The organism is Salipiger sp. H15, assembly GCF_040409955.1.
GTDB lineage: Bacteria > Pseudomonadota > Alphaproteobacteria > Rhodobacterales > Rhodobacteraceae > Salipiger.
The window spans coordinates 90,376-111,120 of the sequence record NZ_CP123385.1 but is presented as its reverse complement, the minus strand read 5'-3'; the positions used below and the strand labels follow the sequence as shown (position 1 = coordinate 111,120).

General features: G+C 69.5%; 19 protein-coding genes. 11 read left to right on the top strand and 8 right to left on the bottom strand.

What is annotated here, in order from left to right; genetic code table 11:
- Positions 1 to 31: 31 nt before the first annotated feature.
- The 3 genes from betA to betI are packed head-to-tail and all read right to left on the bottom strand — an operon-like array spanning position 32 to position 3,842.
- Entirely contained in the window at positions 32 to 1,690 is a 1,659-nt protein-coding gene (gene betA / locus PVT71_RS14825; protein ID WP_353474839.1) for a choline dehydrogenase, read from the bottom strand.
- 11 nt (positions 1,691 to 1,701) lie between these two features.
- Positions 1,702 to 3,162: a betaine-aldehyde dehydrogenase gene (betB, locus tag PVT71_RS14820; protein WP_353474838.1), complete on the bottom strand. Its 1,461-nt coding sequence runs from the start codon at positions 3,160 to 3,162 to the stop codon at positions 1,702 to 1,704.
- Between the two features lie 2 nt (positions 3,163 to 3,164).
- On the bottom strand, positions 3,165 to 3,842 hold the full coding sequence (gene betI / locus PVT71_RS14815; protein ID WP_353474837.1) for a transcriptional regulator BetI: 678 nt from the start codon (positions 3,840 to 3,842) through the stop codon (positions 3,165 to 3,167).
- A 108-nt stretch (positions 3,843 to 3,950) separates the two neighbouring features.
- Between betI and PVT71_RS14810 the strand changes: the two genes are divergently transcribed.
- The 3 genes from PVT71_RS14810 (at position 3,951) to choV (ending at position 6,813) form a co-directional block, all read left to right on the top strand.
- Positions 3,951 to 4,871, top strand: coding sequence for a choline ABC transporter substrate-binding protein (locus tag PVT71_RS14810; protein ID WP_353474836.1), 921 nt, complete (start codon positions 3,951 to 3,953; stop codon positions 4,869 to 4,871).
- A gap of 86 nt (positions 4,872 to 4,957) precedes the next feature.
- Complete coding sequence (choW, locus tag PVT71_RS14805) at positions 4,958 to 5,797, top strand: choline ABC transporter permease subunit (protein ID WP_353474835.1); 840 nt, start codon at positions 4,958 to 4,960, stop codon at positions 5,795 to 5,797.
- Positions 5,794 to 6,813: a choline ABC transporter ATP-binding protein gene (choV, locus tag PVT71_RS14800; RefSeq protein ID WP_353474834.1), complete on the top strand. Its 1,020-nt coding sequence runs from the start codon at positions 5,794 to 5,796 to the stop codon at positions 6,811 to 6,813. Before choW ends, choV begins: the two co-directional genes overlap by 4 nt.
- Before the next feature lie 43 nt (positions 6,814 to 6,856).
- Here the strand turns inward: choV and PVT71_RS14795 are convergent, their stop codons facing one another.
- The 5 genes from PVT71_RS14795 to PVT71_RS14775 all read right to left on the bottom strand — a co-directional run bounded on the left by PVT71_RS14795 (position 6,857) and on the right by PVT71_RS14775 (position 11,511).
- On the bottom strand, positions 6,857 to 7,117 hold the full coding sequence (locus PVT71_RS14795) for a hypothetical protein (RefSeq protein ID WP_353474833.1): 261 nt from the start codon (positions 7,115 to 7,117) through the stop codon (positions 6,857 to 6,859).
- A 138-nt stretch (positions 7,118 to 7,255) separates the two neighbouring features.
- On the bottom strand, positions 7,256 to 7,870 hold the full coding sequence (locus PVT71_RS14790) for an ABC-type transport auxiliary lipoprotein family protein (RefSeq protein ID WP_353474832.1): 615 nt from the start codon (positions 7,868 to 7,870) through the stop codon (positions 7,256 to 7,258).
- 4 nt (positions 7,871 to 7,874) lie between these two features.
- Complete coding sequence (locus tag PVT71_RS14785) at positions 7,875 to 9,590, bottom strand: MlaD family protein (RefSeq protein WP_353474831.1); 1,716 nt, start codon at positions 9,588 to 9,590, stop codon at positions 7,875 to 7,877.
- A 2-nt stretch (positions 9,591 to 9,592) separates the two neighbouring features.
- Positions 9,593 to 10,393, bottom strand: coding sequence for an ABC transporter ATP-binding protein (locus tag PVT71_RS14780; RefSeq protein WP_353474830.1), 801 nt, complete (start codon positions 10,391 to 10,393; stop codon positions 9,593 to 9,595).
- Positions 10,390 to 11,511, bottom strand: coding sequence for an MlaE family lipid ABC transporter permease subunit (locus tag PVT71_RS14775; RefSeq protein WP_353474829.1), 1,122 nt, complete (start codon positions 11,509 to 11,511; stop codon positions 10,390 to 10,392). The genes PVT71_RS14780 and PVT71_RS14775 overlap by 4 nt, the downstream gene beginning before the upstream one ends.
- A gap of 294 nt (positions 11,512 to 11,805) precedes the next feature.
- Here PVT71_RS14775 and PVT71_RS14770 point away from each other — a divergent pair, with 294 nt between their 5' ends.
- The 8 genes from PVT71_RS14770 to PVT71_RS14735 all read left to right on the top strand — a co-directional run bounded on the left by PVT71_RS14770 (position 11,806) and on the right by PVT71_RS14735 (position 20,701).
- On the top strand, positions 11,806 to 12,801 hold the full coding sequence (locus PVT71_RS14770) for a LacI family DNA-binding transcriptional regulator (RefSeq protein ID WP_353474828.1): 996 nt from the start codon (positions 11,806 to 11,808) through the stop codon (positions 12,799 to 12,801).
- On the top strand, positions 12,798 to 13,814 hold the full coding sequence (locus PVT71_RS14765) for an ABC transporter substrate-binding protein (protein ID WP_353474827.1): 1,017 nt from the start codon (positions 12,798 to 12,800) through the stop codon (positions 13,812 to 13,814). The genes PVT71_RS14770 and PVT71_RS14765 overlap by 4 nt, the downstream gene beginning before the upstream one ends.
- 116 nt (positions 13,815 to 13,930) lie before the next feature.
- Positions 13,931 to 14,752 carry an ABC transporter permease gene (locus tag PVT71_RS14760; protein WP_353474826.1) on the top strand — a complete coding sequence of 274 codons (822 nt, stop codon included), beginning with the start codon at positions 13,931 to 13,933 and terminating at the stop codon, positions 14,750 to 14,752.
- A gap of 4 nt (positions 14,753 to 14,756) precedes the next feature.
- Entirely contained in the window at positions 14,757 to 15,533 is a 777-nt protein-coding gene (locus tag PVT71_RS14755; RefSeq protein WP_353474825.1) for an ABC transporter permease, read from the top strand.
- The gene (locus PVT71_RS14750) at positions 15,526 to 16,539 is read left to right on the top strand and encodes an ABC transporter ATP-binding protein (protein ID WP_353474824.1); all 1,014 of its coding nucleotides are present in this window, start codon (positions 15,526 to 15,528) and stop codon (positions 16,537 to 16,539) included. The genes PVT71_RS14755 and PVT71_RS14750 overlap by 8 nt, the downstream gene beginning before the upstream one ends.
- Complete coding sequence (locus PVT71_RS14745; protein ID WP_353474823.1) at positions 16,536 to 17,438, top strand: nucleoside hydrolase; 903 nt, start codon at positions 16,536 to 16,538, stop codon at positions 17,436 to 17,438. Before PVT71_RS14750 ends, PVT71_RS14745 begins: the two co-directional genes overlap by 4 nt.
- Positions 17,422 to 19,200: an adenine deaminase C-terminal domain-containing protein gene (locus PVT71_RS14740; protein ID WP_353474822.1), complete on the top strand. Its 1,779-nt coding sequence runs from the start codon at positions 17,422 to 17,424 to the stop codon at positions 19,198 to 19,200. The genes PVT71_RS14745 and PVT71_RS14740 overlap by 17 nt, the downstream gene beginning before the upstream one ends.
- Positions 19,201 to 19,306: 106 nt before the next feature.
- Complete coding sequence (locus PVT71_RS14735; RefSeq protein ID WP_353474821.1) at positions 19,307 to 20,701, top strand: tannase/feruloyl esterase family alpha/beta hydrolase; 1,395 nt, start codon at positions 19,307 to 19,309, stop codon at positions 20,699 to 20,701.
- The last annotated feature ends 44 nt before the right edge of the window (positions 20,702 to 20,745 follow it).

The window sequence follows — 20,745 nt, the reverse complement described above, 5'->3', positions numbered from 1 at the left end:
GCCGCCGGGGCGCGGTGGCACGCGGAAGGGCTCAGCGCTGCGCCGTGCGCCAGTCGGGGTGGATCCAGGGCTCGGCGTTGTCGCGGGGCAGGGGCTGCTTGCCGAGGATGTGGTCGGCGGCCTTTTCCCCGGTCATGATCGAGGGCGCATTGAGGTTGCCGTTGGTGATCTGCGGGAAGATCGAGCTGTCGGCGACGCGCAGCCCCTCGACGCCGATCACCCGGCACTCGGGATCGACCACCGCCATCGGATCGGAGGCCGCGCCCATCCGGCACGAGCCGCAGGGATGGTAGGCGCTCTCGGCATGGGCGCGGATGAAGGCGTCGAGCTCGGCGTCGCTCTGCACCGAGGCGCCGGGCTGGATCTCGTGGCCGCGGTAGGGGGCGAAGGCCTCCTGCCCGAAGATCTCGCGGGTGAGGCGGATGCAGGTGCGGAAGTCGGTCCAGTCGTCCTCGTGCGACATGTAGTTGAAGAAGATGCGGGGTGCGTCCCGGGGGTCGGGCGATTTCAGCGTCACCGCGCCGCGCGACTTCGAGCGCATCGGGCCGACATGGGCCTGGAAGCCGTGGCCTTCCGCAGCCGCCTTGCCGTCGTAGCGCACGGCGATGGGCAGGAAGTGATACTGGATGTCGGGATACTCGACGCCGGGTTTCGAGCGGATGAAGGCGCAGCTCTCGAACTGGTTCGAGGCGCCCGGCCCGCTGCGGCTGAGCAGCCATTGCGCGCCGACATAGGCCTTGCCGACAAGGTTCCAGTACTTGAAGAGCGAGACCGGCTGCGTTGCCGCCTGCTGGATGTAGAGCTCGAGGTGGTCCTGCAGGTTCTGCCCGACGCCCGGCCGGTCGGCGACGACCTCTATCCCGTGCTCGCGGAGCTGCGCGGCGGGGCCGATGCCCGAGTGCAGCAGCAGTTTCGGCGAGTTGATCGAGGAGGCGGCGAGGATCACCTCGCGCGTGGCGCCGATCACCTCGACCTTGCCCTTGCGTTCGATCTCGAGCCCGGTGGCGCGGCCGTTCTCGATGACCACCCTCCGGGCCAGCCCGCGCACCAGCGTGACGTGGCCGGTGGCGAGGGCGGGCTTGAGGTAGGCCTTGTAGGCCGACCAGCGCTCGCCCTTGTGGATGGTGGCATCGAACGGGCCGAAGCCTTCCTGCTTCTCACCGTTGTAGTCGTGGGTGGCCTCGTAGCCCGCCTGCACCCCCGCCTCGACGAAGGCGCGGGTCAGCGGGTTGTCGCGCTTGCCGCGCGAGACGTGCAGCGGGCCAGACCTGCCGCGCCAGTCCGGATCGCCGCCATGGCCGCCGTCCTTCCAGCTTTCCATGCGCTTGTAGTAGGGCAGCACGTCGGCATAGGCCCAGCCCCGCGCGCCCATCTCGTCCCAGGTGTCGAAGTCGCGCGCGTGGCCGCGCACGTAGACCATGCCGTTGATCGACGAGGACCCGCCCAGCACCTTGCCGCGCGGCGTGGCGAGGCGGCGCCCGCCCAGGTGCGGCTCGGGCTCGGACTCGAAGCCCCAGTCGTAGCGCTTCATGTTCATCGGGTAGGAGAGCGCGCCGGGCATCTGGATGAACGGCCCGGCGTCGCTGCCGCCGTATTCCACGACGATCACCTTCCGCCCGGCCTCGGCCAGCCGGTAGGCGATGGCGCAGCCTGCGGAGCCCGCGCCGACGATGACGTAGTCTGCCTGCATCGCGCCCTCCCTCAGAACGGCGCTTCGGTCGGGTTCATGCCGACGTAGACAGATTTCACCTGGCTGTAATGGGCGATGGCGGCCTTGGAGTTTTCGCGGCCGACGCCCGACATCTTGGAGCCGCCGAAGGGGGCCTCGACCGGGGTCAGGTTGTAGGCGTTGATGTAGCAGGTGCCCGCCTCGAAACCCGCCGCCATGCGGTGCGCGCGGGTGAGGTCGGCGGTGAAGACCCCGGCGGCAAGGCCGAATTCGGTGGCATTGGCGCGGGCGAGCGCCTCGTCCTCGGTGGCGAATTTCAGCACCGACATGACCGGGCCGAAGATCTCCTCGCGGGCGATGGTCATCTCGTCGGTGACATCGGCAAAGAGCGTGGGCTCGATGTAGAAGCCCTGGCCGTCCAGCAGCTTGCCGCCCTTCACGAGGCGCGCGCCTTCCGCGATGCCCTTGGCGATGAAGCCCTCGACGATGCCGCGCTGGCGGGCCGAGACCATCGGTCCGATGGTGGTCGCCTCGTCCATCGGATCGCCGATCACGGCATTGCCCATGCGCTCGGCGACGCGGGCGACGAAGCGGTCGTAGATGCCTTCCTGCACGAAGACGCGGGTGCCGTTCGAGCAGATCTGGCCGGTGGAGTAGAAGTTGCCGTTGATCGCCGCCGAGACGGCGCTTTCGAGGTCGGCGTCGTCGAAGATCACGATCGGGGACTTGCCGCCGAGCTCCATGGTGACATGGCGCATCCCCTCGGCGGCGGCGGCATAGACCTTGCGTCCGGTCGGCACCGAGCCGGTAAGCGAGACCTTGTCGACGCGCGGATCGCTCACCAGCGCGCCGCCGACGGCACTAAAGCCCTGCACGACGTTGAAGAGCCCGGCGGGCGCCCCGGCCTCGATCAGGATCTCGGCGAGCTTGAGTGCGGTGAGCGGCGTCATCTCGGAGGGCTTGAAGACCATGGCATTGCCGCAGGCGAGCGCCGGGGCGGCCTTCCAGCTGGCGATCTGGATCGGGTAGTTCCAGGCGCCGATTCCGACGCAGACGCCGAGCGGCTCGCGCCGGGTGTAGACGAAATCGCCGCCCGCGACGGGGATGTGCTCGCCGGTCAGCGTACCGGCGAGGCCGCCGAAATACTCCAGCGCGTCGGCGCCCGAGGCAGCGTCGGCGATCAGCGTCTCGGAGAGCGGCTTGCCGGTGTCATGGGTCTCGATCTCGGAAAGCTCGCGGTTGCGAGCGCGCATGATGTCAGCGGCGCGGCGCAGGACACGGCCGCGCTCGGTCCCGGACAGCTGCGCCCAATGCTTCTGCGCCGCCTTCGCCGAGGCGAGCGCGGCCTCGAGGATGGCCGGGGTGGCGGCGTGCAGGGTGGCGATCACCTCGCCGGTGTGGGGGTAGATCACCTCGATCGGCGCGCCCGCGGTGTCCTCGGCATAGGCGCCGTTGATGAAGTGGCTGCCGGCGGGTTGGTAGACAGTGGTCATGATCACTCCTGGGGTCCGGCGAGCGGCGCCATGGGGGAAGGGTCGGCCGCGGCCATGCAGATATCGTCGTTTTCGCGGATTTCGGTGCACTCGGCGGCGATGGCGCGCAGCACGTGCTGCGCCCCCTCCGAGCCGTCGACCTCGCCCAGCCGGTCCGCGGGGGCGAGCAGGGTGCGGGTGTCGAGCGCGTAGCGCAGGTAGAGCCCGTCGATGAGGCCGCCGACCCGCCGCGCCACGTCGGGGGCGCGTTCGCGAATCTTCGGGCGCAGCGCGTGCACCAGGTTGCTGTGCAGACGGCGGTGATAGAGCGACAGGAGGCGCCGCGCCTCCTCGGAGCGGAGGGCGAGTGCGTAAAAATTCACCCATGCCGAGATCGCCTCGCGGCGGAAGCTGGTCATGCCGAAACTGGCCCGCGCGATGGCGTGCAGGCGCTCTTCGGGCGTGGTCGTACCGGCCAGCGCCTCGGTCACATCGGCCCGGTACTCGGACAGGATCGAGCGCATTGCCGCAAGGAAAAGCGTATCCTTGTCGGTGAAGTAGTGGAACGCCAGCCCCGGAGACACCCCGGCGCGGCGGGCGATCTGGCTGGTGGTCACGTTGAGCGTGCCGGACTCGCCGATCTCGCGGATCGTCGCAGCGATCAGATCCCTGCGTCTTTCTTCCTCGGATTTGCGTGCCATGCGGGGGGTCCACGGATTTTTGGTTGCTTTTCTGGAATAGCCCGCCATTAATTGACTCGTCAATCAATAACTCAGAACGGCATCACGCTAACCTCAAAAGGGGACCCCATGAAATTCGTACTGACCACCTCCGCCCTCGCCATTTGCGCAAGCGCCGCCGCTGCGGATTGCTCGAAAGTCAGGTTCTCGGACGTGGGATGGACGGACATCACCGCCACCACGGCCGCGACCACGACCGTGCTGCAGGCGATGGGCTACGAGACCGAGATCAGCGTGCTGTCGGTGCCGGTGACCTACGTGTCGCTGAAGGAAGGCGACATGGACGTGTTCCTCGGCAACTGGATGCCCACGATGGAGGCGGACATCGCGCCCTACCGCGACGCGGGCACCGTCGAGACCCTGCGCGCCAACCTCGAGGGGGCGAAGTACACGCTGGCGACCAATGCCGCCGGGGCCGCGCTGGGGATCAAGGACTTCGCCGACATCGCCGCCCATGCCGATGAGCTCGACGAGACCATCTACGGCATCGAGCCCGGCAATGACGGCAACCGGCTGATCATGGACATGATCGAGGCGGATGCCTTCGGCCTCAAGGACTTCGACGTCAAGGAAAGCTCCGAGCAGGGGATGCTGAGCCAGGTCTCTCGGCTCAGCAAGAAGGACGATCCCATCGTCTTTCTCGGCTGGGAGCCGCATCCGATGAACGCCAATTTCGACCTGACCTACCTTTCGGGGGGCGACGAGTGGTTCGGCCCGGACTTCGGCGGCGCGACGGTCTACACCAACACCCGCGCGGGCTACGTCGAGGAATGCCCGAATGTCGGAAAGTTGCTGGAAAACCTCGTCTTCTCGTTGCAAATGGAGAACGAGATCATGGGGTCCATCCTCAATGACGGCGAAAAGGCGGATGCCGCGGCCAAGGCCTGGCTCACCGCCAACCCCGAGGTGCTCGACGGCTGGCTCGACGGCGTGACCACGCTCGACGGCGCGCCGGCGCTTCCCGCGGTGAAAGCGGCGCTCGGCCTCTGACCAGGCCCGGTGCATTCCGGCTTCGCGCCGCGGCGCGGGGCCGGTCGGCATCCTGCTATTGAATGCTCACCGAAAGGAGCGAAGCCTTGGATTGGCTCACTTCATACAAGATCCCCGTCGGCGATTTCGCGGCCGCCATCTTCGAGGGCATCCGCGATCACGCCGAGGGGCTTCTCGACCTGCTCTCGGTCGTGCTGGAGACGATGATCGAAGGGATCCTCTGGATCCTGCAGGAACCGCACCCGTTCATCATCATCGCCGTCTTCATGCTGATCGCATGGCTGCTGCAGCGCAGCTGGAAGATCTGCGCGCTGATCGCGCTCGGGTTCCTGTTCATCCTCAACCAGGGCTACTGGGAGGAGACGACGGAAAGCCTGACGCTGGTGCTGTCGGCCTGCGTGGTGTGCATGGCGATCGGCGTGCCGGTGGGGATCGCGGCGGCGCATCACCCGCGGCTCTACGCGGTGCTGCGCCCGGTGCTCGACCTGATGCAGACGCTGCCCACCTTCGTCTACCTGATCCCGGCGATCGTCTTCTTCGGCATCGGCATGGTGCCGGGGCTCATCGCGACGGTGATCTTCGTGCTGCCCGCGCCGATCCGGCTGACCCAGCTCGGCATCTCCTCGACGCCGCAGCAGCTGACCGAGGCGGTGAGGGCCTTCGGCGGTACCGACCGCGACGTGCTCTTCAAGGCCGAGCTGCCCTACGCGCTGCCGCAGATCATGGCCGGGCTCAACCAGACCATCATGCTGGCGCTCTCGATGGTGGTGATCGCGGCGCTGGTCGGCGCCGACGGGCTCGGCGTGCCGGTGGTGCGCGCGCTCAACCAGGTGAACACCTCGCTCGGCTTCGAGAGCGGGCTGGTGATCGTGGTGGTCGCCATCCTTCTCGACCGGCTGCTGAACTGGGGAGGCAACCGCAAATGACCGTAGCCGTGAAGATCGACAACGTCTCCATCGTCTTCGGCGCCGAGCCGGACGCGGCGCTGCCGCTGATGGACGAGGGGCTGGACCGCGCGACGATCCAGAAGCGCACCGACCAGGTGCTGGGCGTGCACGACTGCAACCTCGAGGTCGAGGAGGGCGAGATCCTCGTGCTCATGGGCCTCTCGGGCTCGGGCAAGTCGACGCTGCTGCGCGGGATCAACGGGCTCAACCCGGTGGTGCGCGGCGGCGTGCACATCCGCGAGGGCGAGCGCATGGTCAACGTCACCAGCGCGGCCCCCGCAGACCTGCGCCGGATCCGGCGCGAGCGCGTGGCCATGGTGTTCCAGCAGTTCGGCCTGCTGCCCTGGCGCTCGGTGGCCGAGAACGTCGGGCTGGGGCTGGAGCTTGGCGGCATGGCCAAGGCGGCACGGCGCGAGCGGGTGATGAAGCAGCTCGAGTTGGTCGGCCTGTCGAACTGGGCCGACAACAAGGTGGGCGAGCTGTCGGGCGGCATGCAGCAGCGGGTCGGCCTTGCCCGCGCCTTTGCCACCGAGGCGCCGATCCTGCTGATGGACGAGCCCTTCTCGGCGCTCGACCCGCTGATCCGCACCAAGCTGCAGGACGAGCTGCTGGAGCTGCAGGCGAAGCTGAAGCGCACCATCATCTTCGTCAGCCACGACCTCGACGAGGCGTTCAAGATCGGCAACCGGATCGCCATCATGGAGGGCGGGCGGATCGTGCAATGCGGCACGCCGAACCAGATCGCCAGCGACCCGGCGAATGACTACGTGGCGGAGTTCGTGGCGCATTCAAACCCGCTCAGCTTCCTGCGCGCCAAGGATGTGATGCAGCCCTCCGACGCCCCGGCCGAGGTCGAGGTGGACGAGGAGACCCCGGTGCTCGATTTCGCCGCCGCGATGACCGGCAGCAACCTGCCCGTCGCGGTGACGCGGAACGGCGTGCGGGTCGGCGCGGTGACCCCGGCCACGCTCTTGCAGCGGCTGGTGGCGAAGTGATCCGGCTGCCCGGTGGGTTCCCCGCCGGGCGGGCCGTCCGGCCTCAGCCCGCGTAGACCAGCAGCAGGTTGATCCGCGCCTGGCTGCGACGCGCCTCGCGCTCGAGCAGCGCCTGCCTGCGGGCAAGCTGAAGCTTCTCCAGCGCCCTTTGTCGGGCGTTGTAGAGCTCGCGGACGCGCGAGCCGCGGTTGCCGATCTGCACCGACAGGTGCGTCCCGGTGCCGGGGAAGAACCCGGCCACGTTGCGCTGCGCGAGGCGGAAGGCCTCGTCCGCGTCGAGCCAGGCCCGATAGGTTTTCAGCAAGAGTCGTCGTGATGCGGAAGCCATGCGTCTCCTCCCCAGGATGAGCCTCTCTCTCGACAGATCCCGAGTATAGGCGTTCGCGCCGCGCCTGTCAGTATCGCCCGATGTCGCAGGCGAGGATGTGAAGTCCCGGGGCGCTCAGCCGCCGGTGCCCGCGACCCAGGGCAGGATCTCGGCGACCATGCGCCCGGCGGCGCGGTCGAAGGCGGCGACGATGGTCGCGGTCTCGTCATCCGCGGCGGGCTCGCGCAGTTCGAAGGTGCGGCTCGCCACGACCGTCGCGTCGCGCTCGCGCACCAGGCGTAGCATCAGCCGCAGGTGGACCGAGACCGGCGCCCCCGCGCCGTAGCTCTCGGCCTGGAAATCCGTCAGCTCGCCCAGCAGCGCGTAGTCGCCCTGTCCGCCGAGCGGCGCGCGCCCGACCGAGGCGAAGGCGCCGGTCTCGGCAAGGCTGCGCACCAGCAGGGTCTGGACCATCGCGGGGGCCTCGTCCGACCAGCGCGCGCCGGGCAGGTACTGCGCCTGCAGCGGCGAGGGGCGTACCATGATCCGGTCGGTGGTCAGTGCGCCGCTGGCGATCGGCGTCTCGACCACCAGCTCGGCGCGCCCGCGCCCCGCCGCGCCCGCGATCGCCGGGGTGCGCAGCTCGTAGATGTCGAGCGGCTGCGAGGCGCTGTCGAGCGCCGAGATCGCGGCGCAGCCGGAGGTGCCGAGGGCAAGCAGGAGGGCGGGCAGGAGGGATCGCGGGAGCATGGCGTTACCTTCGGTATTCGGGGGCACGGTCGTCGAGGAAGAAGCGGCCGGGATCGCGGCGCAGCTGCGTGGTCAGCGCGTCGAGGTTGTCGATCAGCGCCCGCGCCTCGGCGGCGAGCCGGGCGAACTGGGGCAGGGCCGAGGCGGTGAAGTCGCGCAGCGCCGGGCGTGCGTCGCCGACCGCGCCCTCGAGCCCCGCGAAGGCGGCCGCGGCGGAACGGCTGGCGTCGCGCAGTTCGCGGGTGATGCCAGGGATTTCGTCAGAGACCTCGCCGATCGCGGTCTCGAGCCCGGCCAGCGTCTGGCGCAGCTGCTCGGTGATCTGCCGCGCGTCCTCGTTGATCACCTTGTCGGCCCCGTCGAAGGCGCGCTCGGCGGCCGAGAGCGCGCGGTCGCCGGTCGCAAGCGTGCCGTTGATCGCCGCGAGCGTCTCGTTGGCGGCGGCAAAGGTCGTGCGGGCGGCCTCGAGCGTGTCGGAGGCCTGACCGGCGAGCCCGTCCAGCTGCCCCGAGGCCGAGCTGAGATCGGTGCCGACGGTCTCGATGGTCTGCGCGGCGGAGCGCGTGGCGGTGCGGATGTCCTCGAAGATGGCGGAAAGCTGGGCGGGGCTGTCGCCGAAGCCGCGGATCAGCGCCGTCGCCTCGGTCGTCGCGCTGCGCAGCTCGGCCACCAGCGCGGCGGTGTCCCCGGCGAGCAGCCCGTCGAGCCGCTGCGCCGCGCCATCGACGCTGCGCGAGGTCTGGGACAACTCCTCGATGAGCGCATCGACCCGGGCGAGCGTCTGCTGCGCCTCGGTCAGCCGCGCCGTGGCGGCGCTGCCGGTCTCGGTGAAGGTGCTCGCCAGCGTCCCGGCCTGGTCGCTCAGCGCGGCGAAACGGGTCTCGATCTCGGCCACGGATCCCTGCAGCTGCTCGGTGGCGGGGCCGAGCCTTTCGGTGATGTAGGCCTCGGCTACCTTGGCCGTGCCGGTGCCCTGCGCGACGAAGCCGCGCGCCTCCTCGGACAGCGCGGTGATCGAGCGCAGCGTGTCCTGCGCCTCGGTCAGCACGCCGCTCACGTCCTTGCTGAGCCCGTCGATGCTGGTGTTGAACCGGTCGATCTCGGAGGCGAAGCCGGACACGGCGCCGGTCACGTTGGCGAAATCTTCGAGCGCGAGCGAGAAGTCGGCCGAGGCCTGCTCGACGTTCTGCAGGATGTTCTGCACCCGCTGGCTGTTGTCGCCGCCGAGCATCTGGCGCAGCTCGCGGACCATGGCGAGGGTCTCGTCGAGGATCTCGGGGGCGGACTCGGTGAGCGACTGCAGCGCCGACTGCCCGGCCTCGATCATCGGCACGCCGCCGCCGTCCTGCTGCGACAGCGGCCGCGCGCCGGGGCTGCCCGCGCTGATCCCGACATAGCCGACGCCGGTCACGCCCTGCGCCTCGATCGTCGCGACGGAGTTGCTGCGCACCGGCGTGCCGGCGGCGACCTCGACGCGCACGCGCACGGTGCCGTCATGCGCGGGCGAGAGGCCGAGCCCCACCACCTGCCCGACGGGTAGGCCGGCAAAGCGCACCTCGGACGAGACCGACAGGCCCGACACCGACGGGAAGTCGATGTCGTAATAGTCGAACTGCCGGTCGAGCTCGACATTGGCGAACCACAGCAGGAAGCCGAGCAGCCCGAGGAAGCCCGCGATGGCGAAGGCTCCGACAAGCACGTAGTTTGCGCGGGTTTCCATGGTCAGTCAGCCTTTTCGCGGGTCTCGACCGCATCGCGCGCCACGCGCGCCCGCGGTCCGGTGAAATAGTCCTGCACCCAGGGGTGATCGACCGTCAGCATGTCGGCAAGCGTGCCGGTGACCAGAACCCGCTTCTCGGCCAGGACCGCGATCCGATCGCAGGTTGCGTAAAGCGTATCGAGGTCGTGGGTCACAAGAAAGACGGTCAGGCCCAGCGAGGTGCTGAGCGTGTTGATCAGGTCATCGAAGGCCGAGGCGCCGATCGGGTCGAGCCCGGCGGTGGGCTCGTCGAGAAAGACGATCTCGGGATCGAGCGCCAGAGCCCGCGCCAGCCCGGCCCGCTTGCGCATCCCGCCCGAGAGGTCCGAGGGCGCGGCATCACCGGCGCGGTAGGGCAGCCCGACGAGCGAGATCTTCAGATCAGCCAGCGCCCGGCGCAGCGCGGGGGGCAGGCCCGGCACCTTGCCGAGCGGCACCTCGACATTCTCGCGCACGGTGAGCGACGAGAAGAGCGCGCCGTCCTGGAACATCACCCCCCAGCGCTCGTCGAGGCGCCTGCGCTCCTCGGGCGAGGCGGTCAGCACCTCGGTGCCGAAGGCCTCGATCTGCCCCGCTGCCGGCCGCTCGAGCCCGGTGATGGCGCGCAGCAGCACCGACTTGCCGGTGCCCGAGCCGCCGACGACGCCCAGCACCTCGCCGCGGTAGACGTCGAGGTCGAGCCCGTCATGCACCACGTGGCTGCCGAACTGGGTGCGCAGCCCGCGCACGCGGATCAGCACCTCGCGCGGGGCGGGGGCGCTCACAGCCCCACCTCGGCGAAGAAGATCGAGAAGAGCGCGTCGGCCACGATCACCGCAAAGATCGCGGTGACCACGGCGCTCGAGGTCATCCGCCCGAGCGATTCCGCGTCGCCCTTCACCTGCATCCCTGCATGGCAGCCGACGACGCCGATGATCACCGCGAAGACCGGCGCCTTCACCAGACCGACGATGACGTTGCTGATGTCGGTGTCGGCGATCAGCCGGGTGCGGAACATCGAGGGCGAGATGCCGAGCTCGATCCACGACATGAGCGCGCCGCCGAAAAGCCCCATGATGTCGGCGATCAGCCCGAGGATCGGCAGCATCAAGAGCAGCGCGAGGATGCGCGGCACGAAGAGCACGGTCACCGGGTCGAGCCCGAGGGTGCGCATCGCGTCGATCTCCTGCCGCATCTTCATCGAGCCGATGGCGGCGGTGAAGGCCGAGGCGGTGCGGCCCGCCACGATGATCGCGGTGAGCAGGATGCCGAGCTCGCGCAGCACCGAAATGGCGATGAGATCGACGACGAAGACCTCGGCCCCGAACTGTCGCAGCTGCGTCGCGCCCTGGAAGGCCAGCACCACGCCGATCAGGAAAGCCATGAGCGACACGATCGGCACGGCGCGCAGCCCGACGTCGTCGCAATGCGCGACGAGCGCGGTGAAGCGGAACTCGCGCGGGTGGATCAGCACGCGGGCGAGCCCCGCGATGAACATGCCGAGATATTCCAGCAGGCCGCGCAGGAAGAGCGCGCCGCCCATGACGCGCCGCCCGGTGGCCTCGAGCAGAGCCCGGATGCCGCGCGGCGCAGGCGCAGGCGTCTCCGGGACGGGCATGGCGCGGCGCACGGTGTCGAGGAGCAGCATCGCCCCGTCGCTGGCGCCGCGGAAGCTCAGCGCGCCGCCCGAGGCGCCGACGCGCTGCTCGAATTCGGCCAGCGCCCAGGCCCCGGCGGTGTCGATGCGCGAGACCCCCGAGAGGTCGACGGTGGAGGCGCGTTGCGCCCGGGACAGCTCGGCGTGCAGATCCGCGACCTCGTGCACGGTCAGCGGGCCGGACAGCGTGATCACGCCCTCCGCCGATGATTCTCCGTGCCCGACCTGCATTTGCCCTGTCGTCATGTGCCGCCGCACTCCGCGCCTATCCGTCTCATTTTGAAAGCTTTTGGCCAGTTTCGCCAGCGCAATCCGCGTCTCGGGGCAGGGCGGTTTGACGCGGGCCCGCGTCAGGAGCGCTTTGCGTCCCTCAACCGCTCCGTGCAGCAAGGGTCCAGCGCTCGCGCCGCCGCCGGTGCGCCGATGCTTGATTTTTGTGCAACTGCCCGGCCGAAGCGCTTTGACGGTGATTAAACGATTAATTAAAAGTTGACCGCGGGAAATCGCGCTGATTAATCGTTTCATCAAAGAGGGAACGGCATGGCCAGCATCAAGCAGATCGCACAGGACATCGGGGTTTCGGCCGCCACGGTCTCGAACGCGCTCACCGGCAAGGGGCGGGTCTCGAAGGAGCTGGCCGAACGCATCCGCACCCGCGCCGAGGAACTGGGCTACCGGCCGAGCAACGCCGCCCGCGCGCTGAAGACCGGGCAGAGCGGCATCCTCGGCCTTGTCATGCCCGACCTCACCAACCCGCTGTTCCCGCGCATCGCGCAGAACCTCTCGATCGCCGCCGAGGCGCGCGGGCTGGGCATCCTCATCGCCGACTCGCGCGGCAGCGAGGCACGCCAGAACGAGGCGCTGCACCAGCTTGTCGGGCGCGGCGTCGACGGGGTGGTGATCGTGCCGCAGAAGGGCACCTCGCCCGAGGCGCCGGGCCTGCCCATGGTGACGATCAACACCGCCCGCGATCCGCGCAACACCGTCTCGGCCGACCACGTCGGCGGCGGCGCCCTCATCGGCGCGCATGTCCGCGCGCTCGGCCACCGCAACGTCGTGCTGCTGGGCGGCGACCGCGTGTCGGACGTGCAGCAGGACCGCATGCGCGGCATGCGCGAGGGGCTGGGCGCGGATGCGGGCGTCGAGACTGAATGGGGTGACGCGGGCCTTGCCGCGCTGCCGGAGCGGGTCGGGCAGGGCGCCACGGCGATCCTTGCCACCTCGGACCTGCTGGCGCTGGCCGCGCTCTCGCACCTCGCGCGGGCCGGACTCGGCGTGCCACGTGACGTCAGCCTCACCGGCTTCGACGACCTGCCCTTCGCCACCGCCATGCACCCGGCGCTGACCACCACGGCGCAGGACGTGAGCGCCATCGCCGACTACGCGCTCGAGGTGCTGACCGGCCTCATCGCCGGGGCCGAGCGTCCCGAAACCGGCCACGCGGTGCCGATGCGGCTGGTGCCGCGCGCCTCCACCGCCGCGCCGCGCACCGACACGAGACCCAAGATCCCGACCAACACGGAGAGACTGCCATGAAGACCCAACTTTCGATCCTCGCGCTTGCCAGCGCGCTCGGCACCGCCGCCCATGCGGAAGACAAGACCCTGACCATCTCGGTCTATTCCTTCGCGCAGGACGAGTACAAGGAAGCGCTCTACGATCCCTTCGAGGCGATCTGCGGCTGCAAGCTGGTCGTCGAGACCGGCAACAGCGTCGAGCGCATGGCGAAGATCGAGGCCAATGCCGCCGACCCGGTGATCGACATGGCGGTGATCTCGACCCAGGACGCGCTGGCGCTGGCCCGCAAGGACCTGATCCAGCCGCTCGACAGCGCCAGGCTGAGCAACTTCGACAAGCTCTACGCCAGCGCCAAGGACCCGGTCGGCGACAACATGGCGGTCGGCTACACCTATTACGCGACCTCGATCGTCTACCGCTCGGACCTCGTCGACATCTCCAGCTGGAGCGACCTGCTGGGCGAGGAACTGGCCGGCCAGGTGGCGCTGCCCAACGTGACCACGACGCAGGGCCCGCTCACCCTGATGATGCTCGGCAAGGCGCTGGGGCACGAGGATGATTTCGGCCCGGTCATCTCGGAGATCGGCGCGCACGCGTCGGACATCGTGACCTTCTACTCGCGCTCGTCCGAGCTCGTGCAGCTGATGAACCAGCAGGAAGTCATCGCCGCGCCGGTGGGCCGCTTTGCCTGGGCCAGCTTCAAGGACGCGGGCCTGCCCTTCGCCTGGGCCGAGCCCCAGGAAGGCCAGGCCGGCGGCATGAACGTGATGGTCATGACCAAGGGCAACGGCAACGAGGATCTGGCCTACCAGTTCATGGACTACTGGCTCTCGACCGAGGTGCAGACCAAGATCGGCGAGATGTTGGTGGACAGCCCTGCCAACAAGGAAGTCGAGCTGAGCCCCGAGGCCGCCGACAACCTCACCTACGGCGCGGATGTCATTGAAAACCTGAACATCCTTCCGGCCGCCGAAGTTCTCGACAAGCGCGAGGGCTGGGTCGAGCAGTGGAACACCGAGGTGATCCAGTAATCGCGCCGGGGCGGTCTCGCCCCAGCGCCTCCTGCCATGGGCGCCGAATCCTCCTCGGTGCCCATGGCTCCCCTCACGGCCTCTGACGCGGCTCCAGACAGACGGGATCTCTCACCATGTTTCGCAACACGCGCGAAGGGCTGGCACTGGCCCTTCCGGCCGCCATCTTCTCGACGCTGCTCTTCCTCGTGCCGGTGTGCATCCTGCTCTCCGAAGCGTTCCGGGCGGGCGGCAGCTGGTCGCTTCAGGGCTACATCGACTTCTTCTCCACGCCGCTCAACCGCACGGTCTTCCTGCGCACGCTGAAGCTCGGCGTGCTGGTCGCGGGCACGGCGGCGGTGATCGGCTATGCCGCGGCCTTCTGCATCGTGAACCTCGGCCCGAAGTCGCGCGGCAAGGTGTTCGGCATGGTGGTGCTGCCGCTGATGATCTCGCCCGTCGCCCGGACCTACGCCTGGATCGTCATCCTCGGCCGTACCGGCATCGTCAACGAGGCGATCACCGGGCTCGGCCTCTCGGACACGCCTCTGCGGCTGCTCTTCACCGAGACCGCCGTCTTCCTTGGCCTGCTGCAGCTCTTCCTGCCGCTGATGATCATCTCCCTCGTCTCGGCGATGGAGAACATCCCGCGCGACGTGATCCCCGCCGCCCGGGTGCTGGGGGCAAGCTGGTTCGCGGTCTTCTTCAAGGTGATCCTGCCGCTCACCAAGGAAGGTCTCGTCATCGGCGGCACGCTGGTCTTCACCGGCGCGCTCACCGCCTACATCACCCCGGCGATCCTCGGCGGCTCGAAGGTGCTGATGCTCGAGACGCTGCTCTACCAGCGGGTCAACGTGTCCAACGATTTCGTCTCGGCCAGCGTCATCGCCATGATCCTCATCGTCATGTCCTTCTCGGCGAACCTGCTGCTGAAGCGCATCGCCACCGCCCGGAGCTGACCACATGCGCCATCTCGCCAACTGGTCCATCCTGGGCCTGACGCTCACCTTCCTGATCGGGCCATTCCTGATCATCATTCTGGCCGGGGCCTCGGCCACCGACTACCTCGCCTTCCCGCCCGAGGGGCTGACCCTCAAGTGGTACCTCAAGGTCTTCACCGTCGAGAGCTTCCGTGCCTCGTTTGCGCTTTCCATGGCGCTGGCGGTCTTCGGCACCTTCGCGGCGCTGCTGCTCGGGGTGCCCGCGGCCTATGCGCTCAACCGCTACGACCTGCCGGGGGCCGAGACGCTGCGCACCATCGTCGCAGCCCCGATCATCGTCCCCGGCATCATCGTCGGCCTTGCGCTCTTGCGCTACATCGTGGTGCCGACGGGGATCACCGTGACCGTGGCGCTCTTCATGGCCCACACCGCACTGGTGCTGCCCTATGCCGTGCGCGTCGTCTCCTCGTCGATGACCAACCTGCGCGCCGACATGGAAGAGGCCGCCGTGCTGCTCGGCTGCTCGCGGCTTCAGGCCTTCACCAAGGTGGTGCTGCCGAACATCCGGGGCGGGGTGCTCGCCGCCTTCATCCTCGGCTTCGTCACCTCCTTCAACCAGGTGCCGGTCTCGCTGTTCCTCTCCGGTCCCGGCGTCCGCACCCTGCCCATCGACATGCTCGCCTACATGGAGATCACCTTCGATCCCTCCGTCGCCGCGCTTTCTGCGCTCCTCGCCTTCATGTCGCTCGCCATCGTCTTCACCGCCGAACGCCTGCTGGGATTCTCTCGCTATGTCTGACGCCTTCGTCCAACTCACCGACCTCACCCTCAGCTACGGCAAGTCGGTCGCCGTCCCGACCCTGAACCTGTCGATCCGCGAGGGCGAGCTGATCGCGCTCCTTGGCCCGTCCGGCTGCGGCAAGACCACCACCATGCGCTCGATCGCCGGGCTGCTTGCGCCCACCGGCGGCACCATCACCATCGACGGGCGCGACGTGACCCGCGTGCCCGCCAACAAGCGCGGCATCGGGCTGGTGTTCCAGAGCTACGCGCTCTTCCCGCATCTCACCGCCTTCGAGAACGTCGCCTTCGGCCTGCGCCTGCAGAAACTGCCCGAGGCCGAGATCAGGTCGCGCACCGAGGAAGGGCTGGCGACCGTCGGCCTGACCGGTTTCGAGAAGCGCAAGCCCGCCGAGATGTCGGGTGGCCAGCAACAGCGCGTGGCGCTGGCGCGCTCTCTGGTGATGCGGCCCAAGGTGCTGCTGCTCGACGAGCCGCTCTCGAACCTCGACGCGCGGCTGCGGCTCGAGATGCGCACCGAGTTGCAGCGGGTGCAGAAGGAGACCGGGATCACCATGGTCTTCGTCACCCATGACCAGGCCGAGGCGCTGGCGCTCGCCGACCGCATCGTGCTGATGAAGGATGGCAGGATCGAGCAGCTCGGCACGCCCGCCGATCTCTACGCCCGGCCCGAGACGGCTTTTGCCGCCGAATTCATGGGCTTCGAGAACATCTTCAAGGTGGAGGGCAGCGAGGTGGTCACGCCGAAGGGCCGCCTGCCGCTGGAGGCCCGCCCGGAAAGCCCGATCCTTGCATGGCGCCCGGACGCGGTGACCGTGGGCAGCGGCCCGCACGAGGGCCGCGTCGCCGCCTGCAGCTTCGCCGGGGCACACCGCGAATATGTCATCGACTCCGCGCTCGGCCCGATCAAGGCCGACGCCGCCATCGCGCTGCCCGAGGTGCCGCTGGGCCAGACCATCCGCTTCGACCTGCCGCTTTCGACCGCGCGGGGCCTTGCGGCATGAGGCTCTGGGTCGACACCGACTACGGCTTCGACGACCTCTGGGCGCTGCTGCTGCTGCGCCGCCACGGCGCGGTGGTCGAGGGCATCTCGCTGGTCGCCGGCAATGCGCCGCTGCCGCAGGTCATCGCCAATGCGCTCGGCGCGGCGAAGGCCTACGGGCTCGATGCCCCGCTGCACGCCGGGGCCGAGCGGGCACTGGTGCGCGAGGTCGAGACCGCGCAGGCGATCCTCGGCGAGAAGGGCATGGACAGCCGTGGCCGCTTCCTTCCCGACGTGGACGGCCCGCAGCCGCCCGCCGATGGGGTCGAGGCGCTGGCCGAGTGGCTGATGCAGGACGGCCCGCGCCCGGTGCTCGCGCTGGGACCCCTGACCAATATCGCGCTGCTGGTGCAGCGCTTCCCCGAGGCCGCCGCGCGCATCACCCGGCTGGTCTGGATGGGCGGCAGCAACGGGCCGGGCAACCATTCGCCGCTGGCCGAGTTCAACGCGCTCTGCGATCCCGAGGCCGCGGCCATCGTCGCCGACGCGGGGCTGCCGCTCGAGGTGATCGACCTGATGATCTGCCGGCAGGCGACCTTCGGCCCCGAGGACATGCCGGACACCGATCCTCTCACCGCCGACCTGCTGGGCGGCTATCTCGACATCGGTCTGAAGCGCGGCCGCCCGGGCATGGCGATCTACGATCCGGTCGCCGCGCTCGCCATGGTGCGCCCCGAAGCATTCGCCTTCGAGCGCCAGAATTTGACCGTCTCCACCGCGCGGGACGAGAGCTACGGGGCGACGCGCTTCGCCGCGGATCCGCAGGGGCTCACCCGCCTGCCGCTCACCCCGCTGGAAGACATCGCGCGTCTCTGCCTCGACGCGCTGCGACAGGAGGCGCCGCATGGCCTTTCCGAGTGATCTCAACGACCCCGCGCTGCGCGCGCGGGCGGTGAAGGCCGCGCGCGGCGAGGCGCCGTTCGATCTGCTGATCGAGGGTGGCACCGTGCTCGACATGGTGACCGGCCGCAGCCGCAAGGCCGACATCGGCGTCACCGGCCCGCTCATCGCCAGCGTCCACGCGCCGGATCCCGCGCGCCCCGCCACGCAGCGGATCAGCGCGCGCGGCATGACCGTCGTGCCGGGCTTCATCGACAGCCACATGCACGTGGAAAGCTCGATGATCACCGCCGCCGAATACGCGACCGCCGTGGTGCCGCGCGGGGTGACCACCGCGCTCTGGGATCCGCACGAGCTGGCCAACGTTTCGGGCGAGGACGGGCTCGGCTATGCCTGCGACGCGACCCGGGGCCTGCCGCTGCGCCTGCTGCCGCTGGTGCCGACCTGCGTGCCCTCGGCCCCCGGCTACGAGACCAGCGGCGGCGACTTCACCCCCGAGACCGTGGCGCGCTGGCTGGCGCGCGAAGACACCCATGGCGCGGCCGAACTGATGACCATGCGCCCGCTGCTCGAGGGGGACGCGCGCGTCGCCGGGATCGTGCAGGCGGGGCTCGACGCGGGCAAGCGGGTCTGCGGCCATGCGCGCGGGCTGACGGATGGCGACCTCGCGGGATTTGCCGCCGCCGGGGTCGAGACGGACCACGAACTGACTGGCGCGGACGACCTGCTCGCCAAGCTCGAGGCCGGGTTCACCATCGAGCTGCGCGGCTCGCACGAGCACCTGCTGCCCGGGTTCGCCGAGGCGCTACTGGGCCTTGGAGAGATGCCGCAGACGGTGACGCTCTGCACCGACGACATCTTCCCCGATGACCTTCTCCGCAAGGGCGGGCTCGACGGGGTGATCCGCATGCTGATCGCCTGCGGCCTGCCGCCGCTCTGGGCCTACCGCGCCGCGACGCTTAATGCCGCGAGCCGGATCGGGCGGCCCGACCTCGGCCTCGTCGCGCCGGGGCGCCGCGCCGACCTCGTGCTGCTCGCGGACGTCGCGGAGGTGCGCGCCGCGGCGGTGATCGCCGATGGCGCGTTGGTCGCGCGGGACGGCAGGCTCACCGAGGAGCCCAAGCCCGCCCATGTCCCCGCCGCGCTGCGCGCGACGATGCGGCTGGATGCGGTGCGCCCCGAGGATTTCGAGGTCCCGGCGCGGGGGCCCTTCGCGCGGATCGCGACGCTCAGCAAGCCGCGCTTCCCGGTCTGGGGCGAGCGGCGCGTGGCGGTCGAGGATGGCGGGCTGGTGCTGCCGGAGGACATGATCCGCATGGGCATCGTCAACCGCCACGGCGCGGACACGCCGATGCGCGTCGCCTTCCTCGAGAGCTGGGGCGACTGGCGCGGTGCCTTTGCCACCACGGTCTCGCATGACAGCCACAACCTCACGGTCTTTGGCCGCCGCCCCGAGGACATGGCCGCCGCCGCCAACGCGGTGCGCAAGGCGGGGGGCGGTGTCGCCGTCGCCGCCTGCGGCAAGGCGCTGCACTGCCTGCCGCTGCCGATCGCGGGGCTGATCAGCGACGCGCCGCTGGCCGAGGTCGCCGAGAGCTTTGCCGCGCTGCGCGCCACGCTCGACGGGCTGGTCGGCTGGCAACCGCCCTACCTCGTGTTCAAGGCGCTCTTCGGCGCCTCGCTGGTCTGCAACCCGGGCCCGCGGCTCAGCGACGTCGGGCTGGTCGATCCCTTCGAGGGCAGGGTGCTGGAAAGCTGCGTGCTGGAGGACGGGCTGGCCTGAGCGACGCGTGACCTTGCGGCATCTCCGGGCGGCGCGGGCAGTAAATACTTGAGATGGAAGTCCTTACCCGCAAATCTCCTTATGGGAGAGAAGAGGGAGGACTTCCATGAAGATCAGAGCCGCGACGCTGGCGCTATTGGCCAGCGCGTCCTATTGCTACGCCGACCCGACGCCCGAGGCCTGCAGCGCGCTGCGCGACACGGTGTTTTCCGGCGGCTTCGTCACCTCGGCGCGGGTGATGAGCCCCGAGGGGCTGCCGCAATATTGCGAGGTGCGCGCCACGGCGCTGCCGGCGATCTCGATCGAGGTGCGGCTGCCGATGTCGGGCTGGAACGGCAAGTTCTACCAGTCGGGCTGCGGCGGGTTCTGCGGCATCCTCGGCCGGGCCGACACCGGCGAGTCCTGGGTCAATGCCATGCGTCCCGGGCTCCAGCGCGGCTATGCCACGGCAACCTCGGACAGCGGCCACCACGCGCTCGCGGTCACCGAGGCGAGCTGGGCGCAGGGCAACCCCGACGCCGAGCGCGACTGGGGCTGGCGCTCGATCGGCGAGACCAACCGCGTCGCGCAGGTGATGATCGACGCCTTCTACGGCGCCTCCGCGAGCCAGGCGATCTTCCAGGGCTGCTCCACCGGCGGGCGCATGGCGCATGTCGCGGCGCAGCGCTACCCCGAGATGTTCGACGGCATCATCTCGGGCGCGCCGGCGATGGATTACACCGGGCTCGTCGGCACCGCGATGTCCTGGGTGATCCAGGCCAATACCGCGGCGGACGGCAGCCAGATCCTCGGGCCCGACGAGGCGGCGAAGATCGGCGCGGCGGTGATCGAGCAATGCGACGCGGCCGACGGCACCGAGGACGGGCTGATCGCCGACCCGCGCGCCTGCGAGGTGGATTACTCCGGCATCGGCCTCAGCGAGGCGCAGCTCGGCACGCTGGCCAAGTGGCGGCAGGGCCCGCGCGATGCGTCGGGCAAGCAGCTTTATCCGGGCGGCATCCCCGAGGGGTCCGAGCCCTTCTGGTGGCTCTGGCTGACCGGGAACGGGCAGGGCGCGGGCAACCTTGTTGCCGCCTTCAACGCCGGTTTCACCCGCCACATGGCCTTTGCCGAGGATCCCGGCACGGACTACTCGCCGCTTTCCTTCGACTTCGAGACGGACCCGGCGCGCATGGCGACGGCGGCTTCGGTCTACAACGGCGACAGCCCGGATCTTGCGGCCTTCCGCGCGGCGGGCGGCAAGATGATCGTCTACCACGGCTGGGCAGATTCCATCGTCACGCCCTACAAGACCATCGAGTGGTACGAGCAGGCTTCCGAGCTGGCCGGGGGTGAGGAGGCGCTGGCGGAGAACGTGAAGCTCTTCATGGTGCCCGGGCTCGACCATTGCGGCATCCTGCCGGGCGCCGGCGGGGTGAACTGGTCCTCGCTCGACCCGATGACCCCGCTCGAGGCCTGGCTGAACGAGGGCACGGCGCCGAGCTCGATCCTGGCGCAGTGAAAATGAATGCCGCCCGCCGTGGTGTACGGCGGGCGGCAATTTTA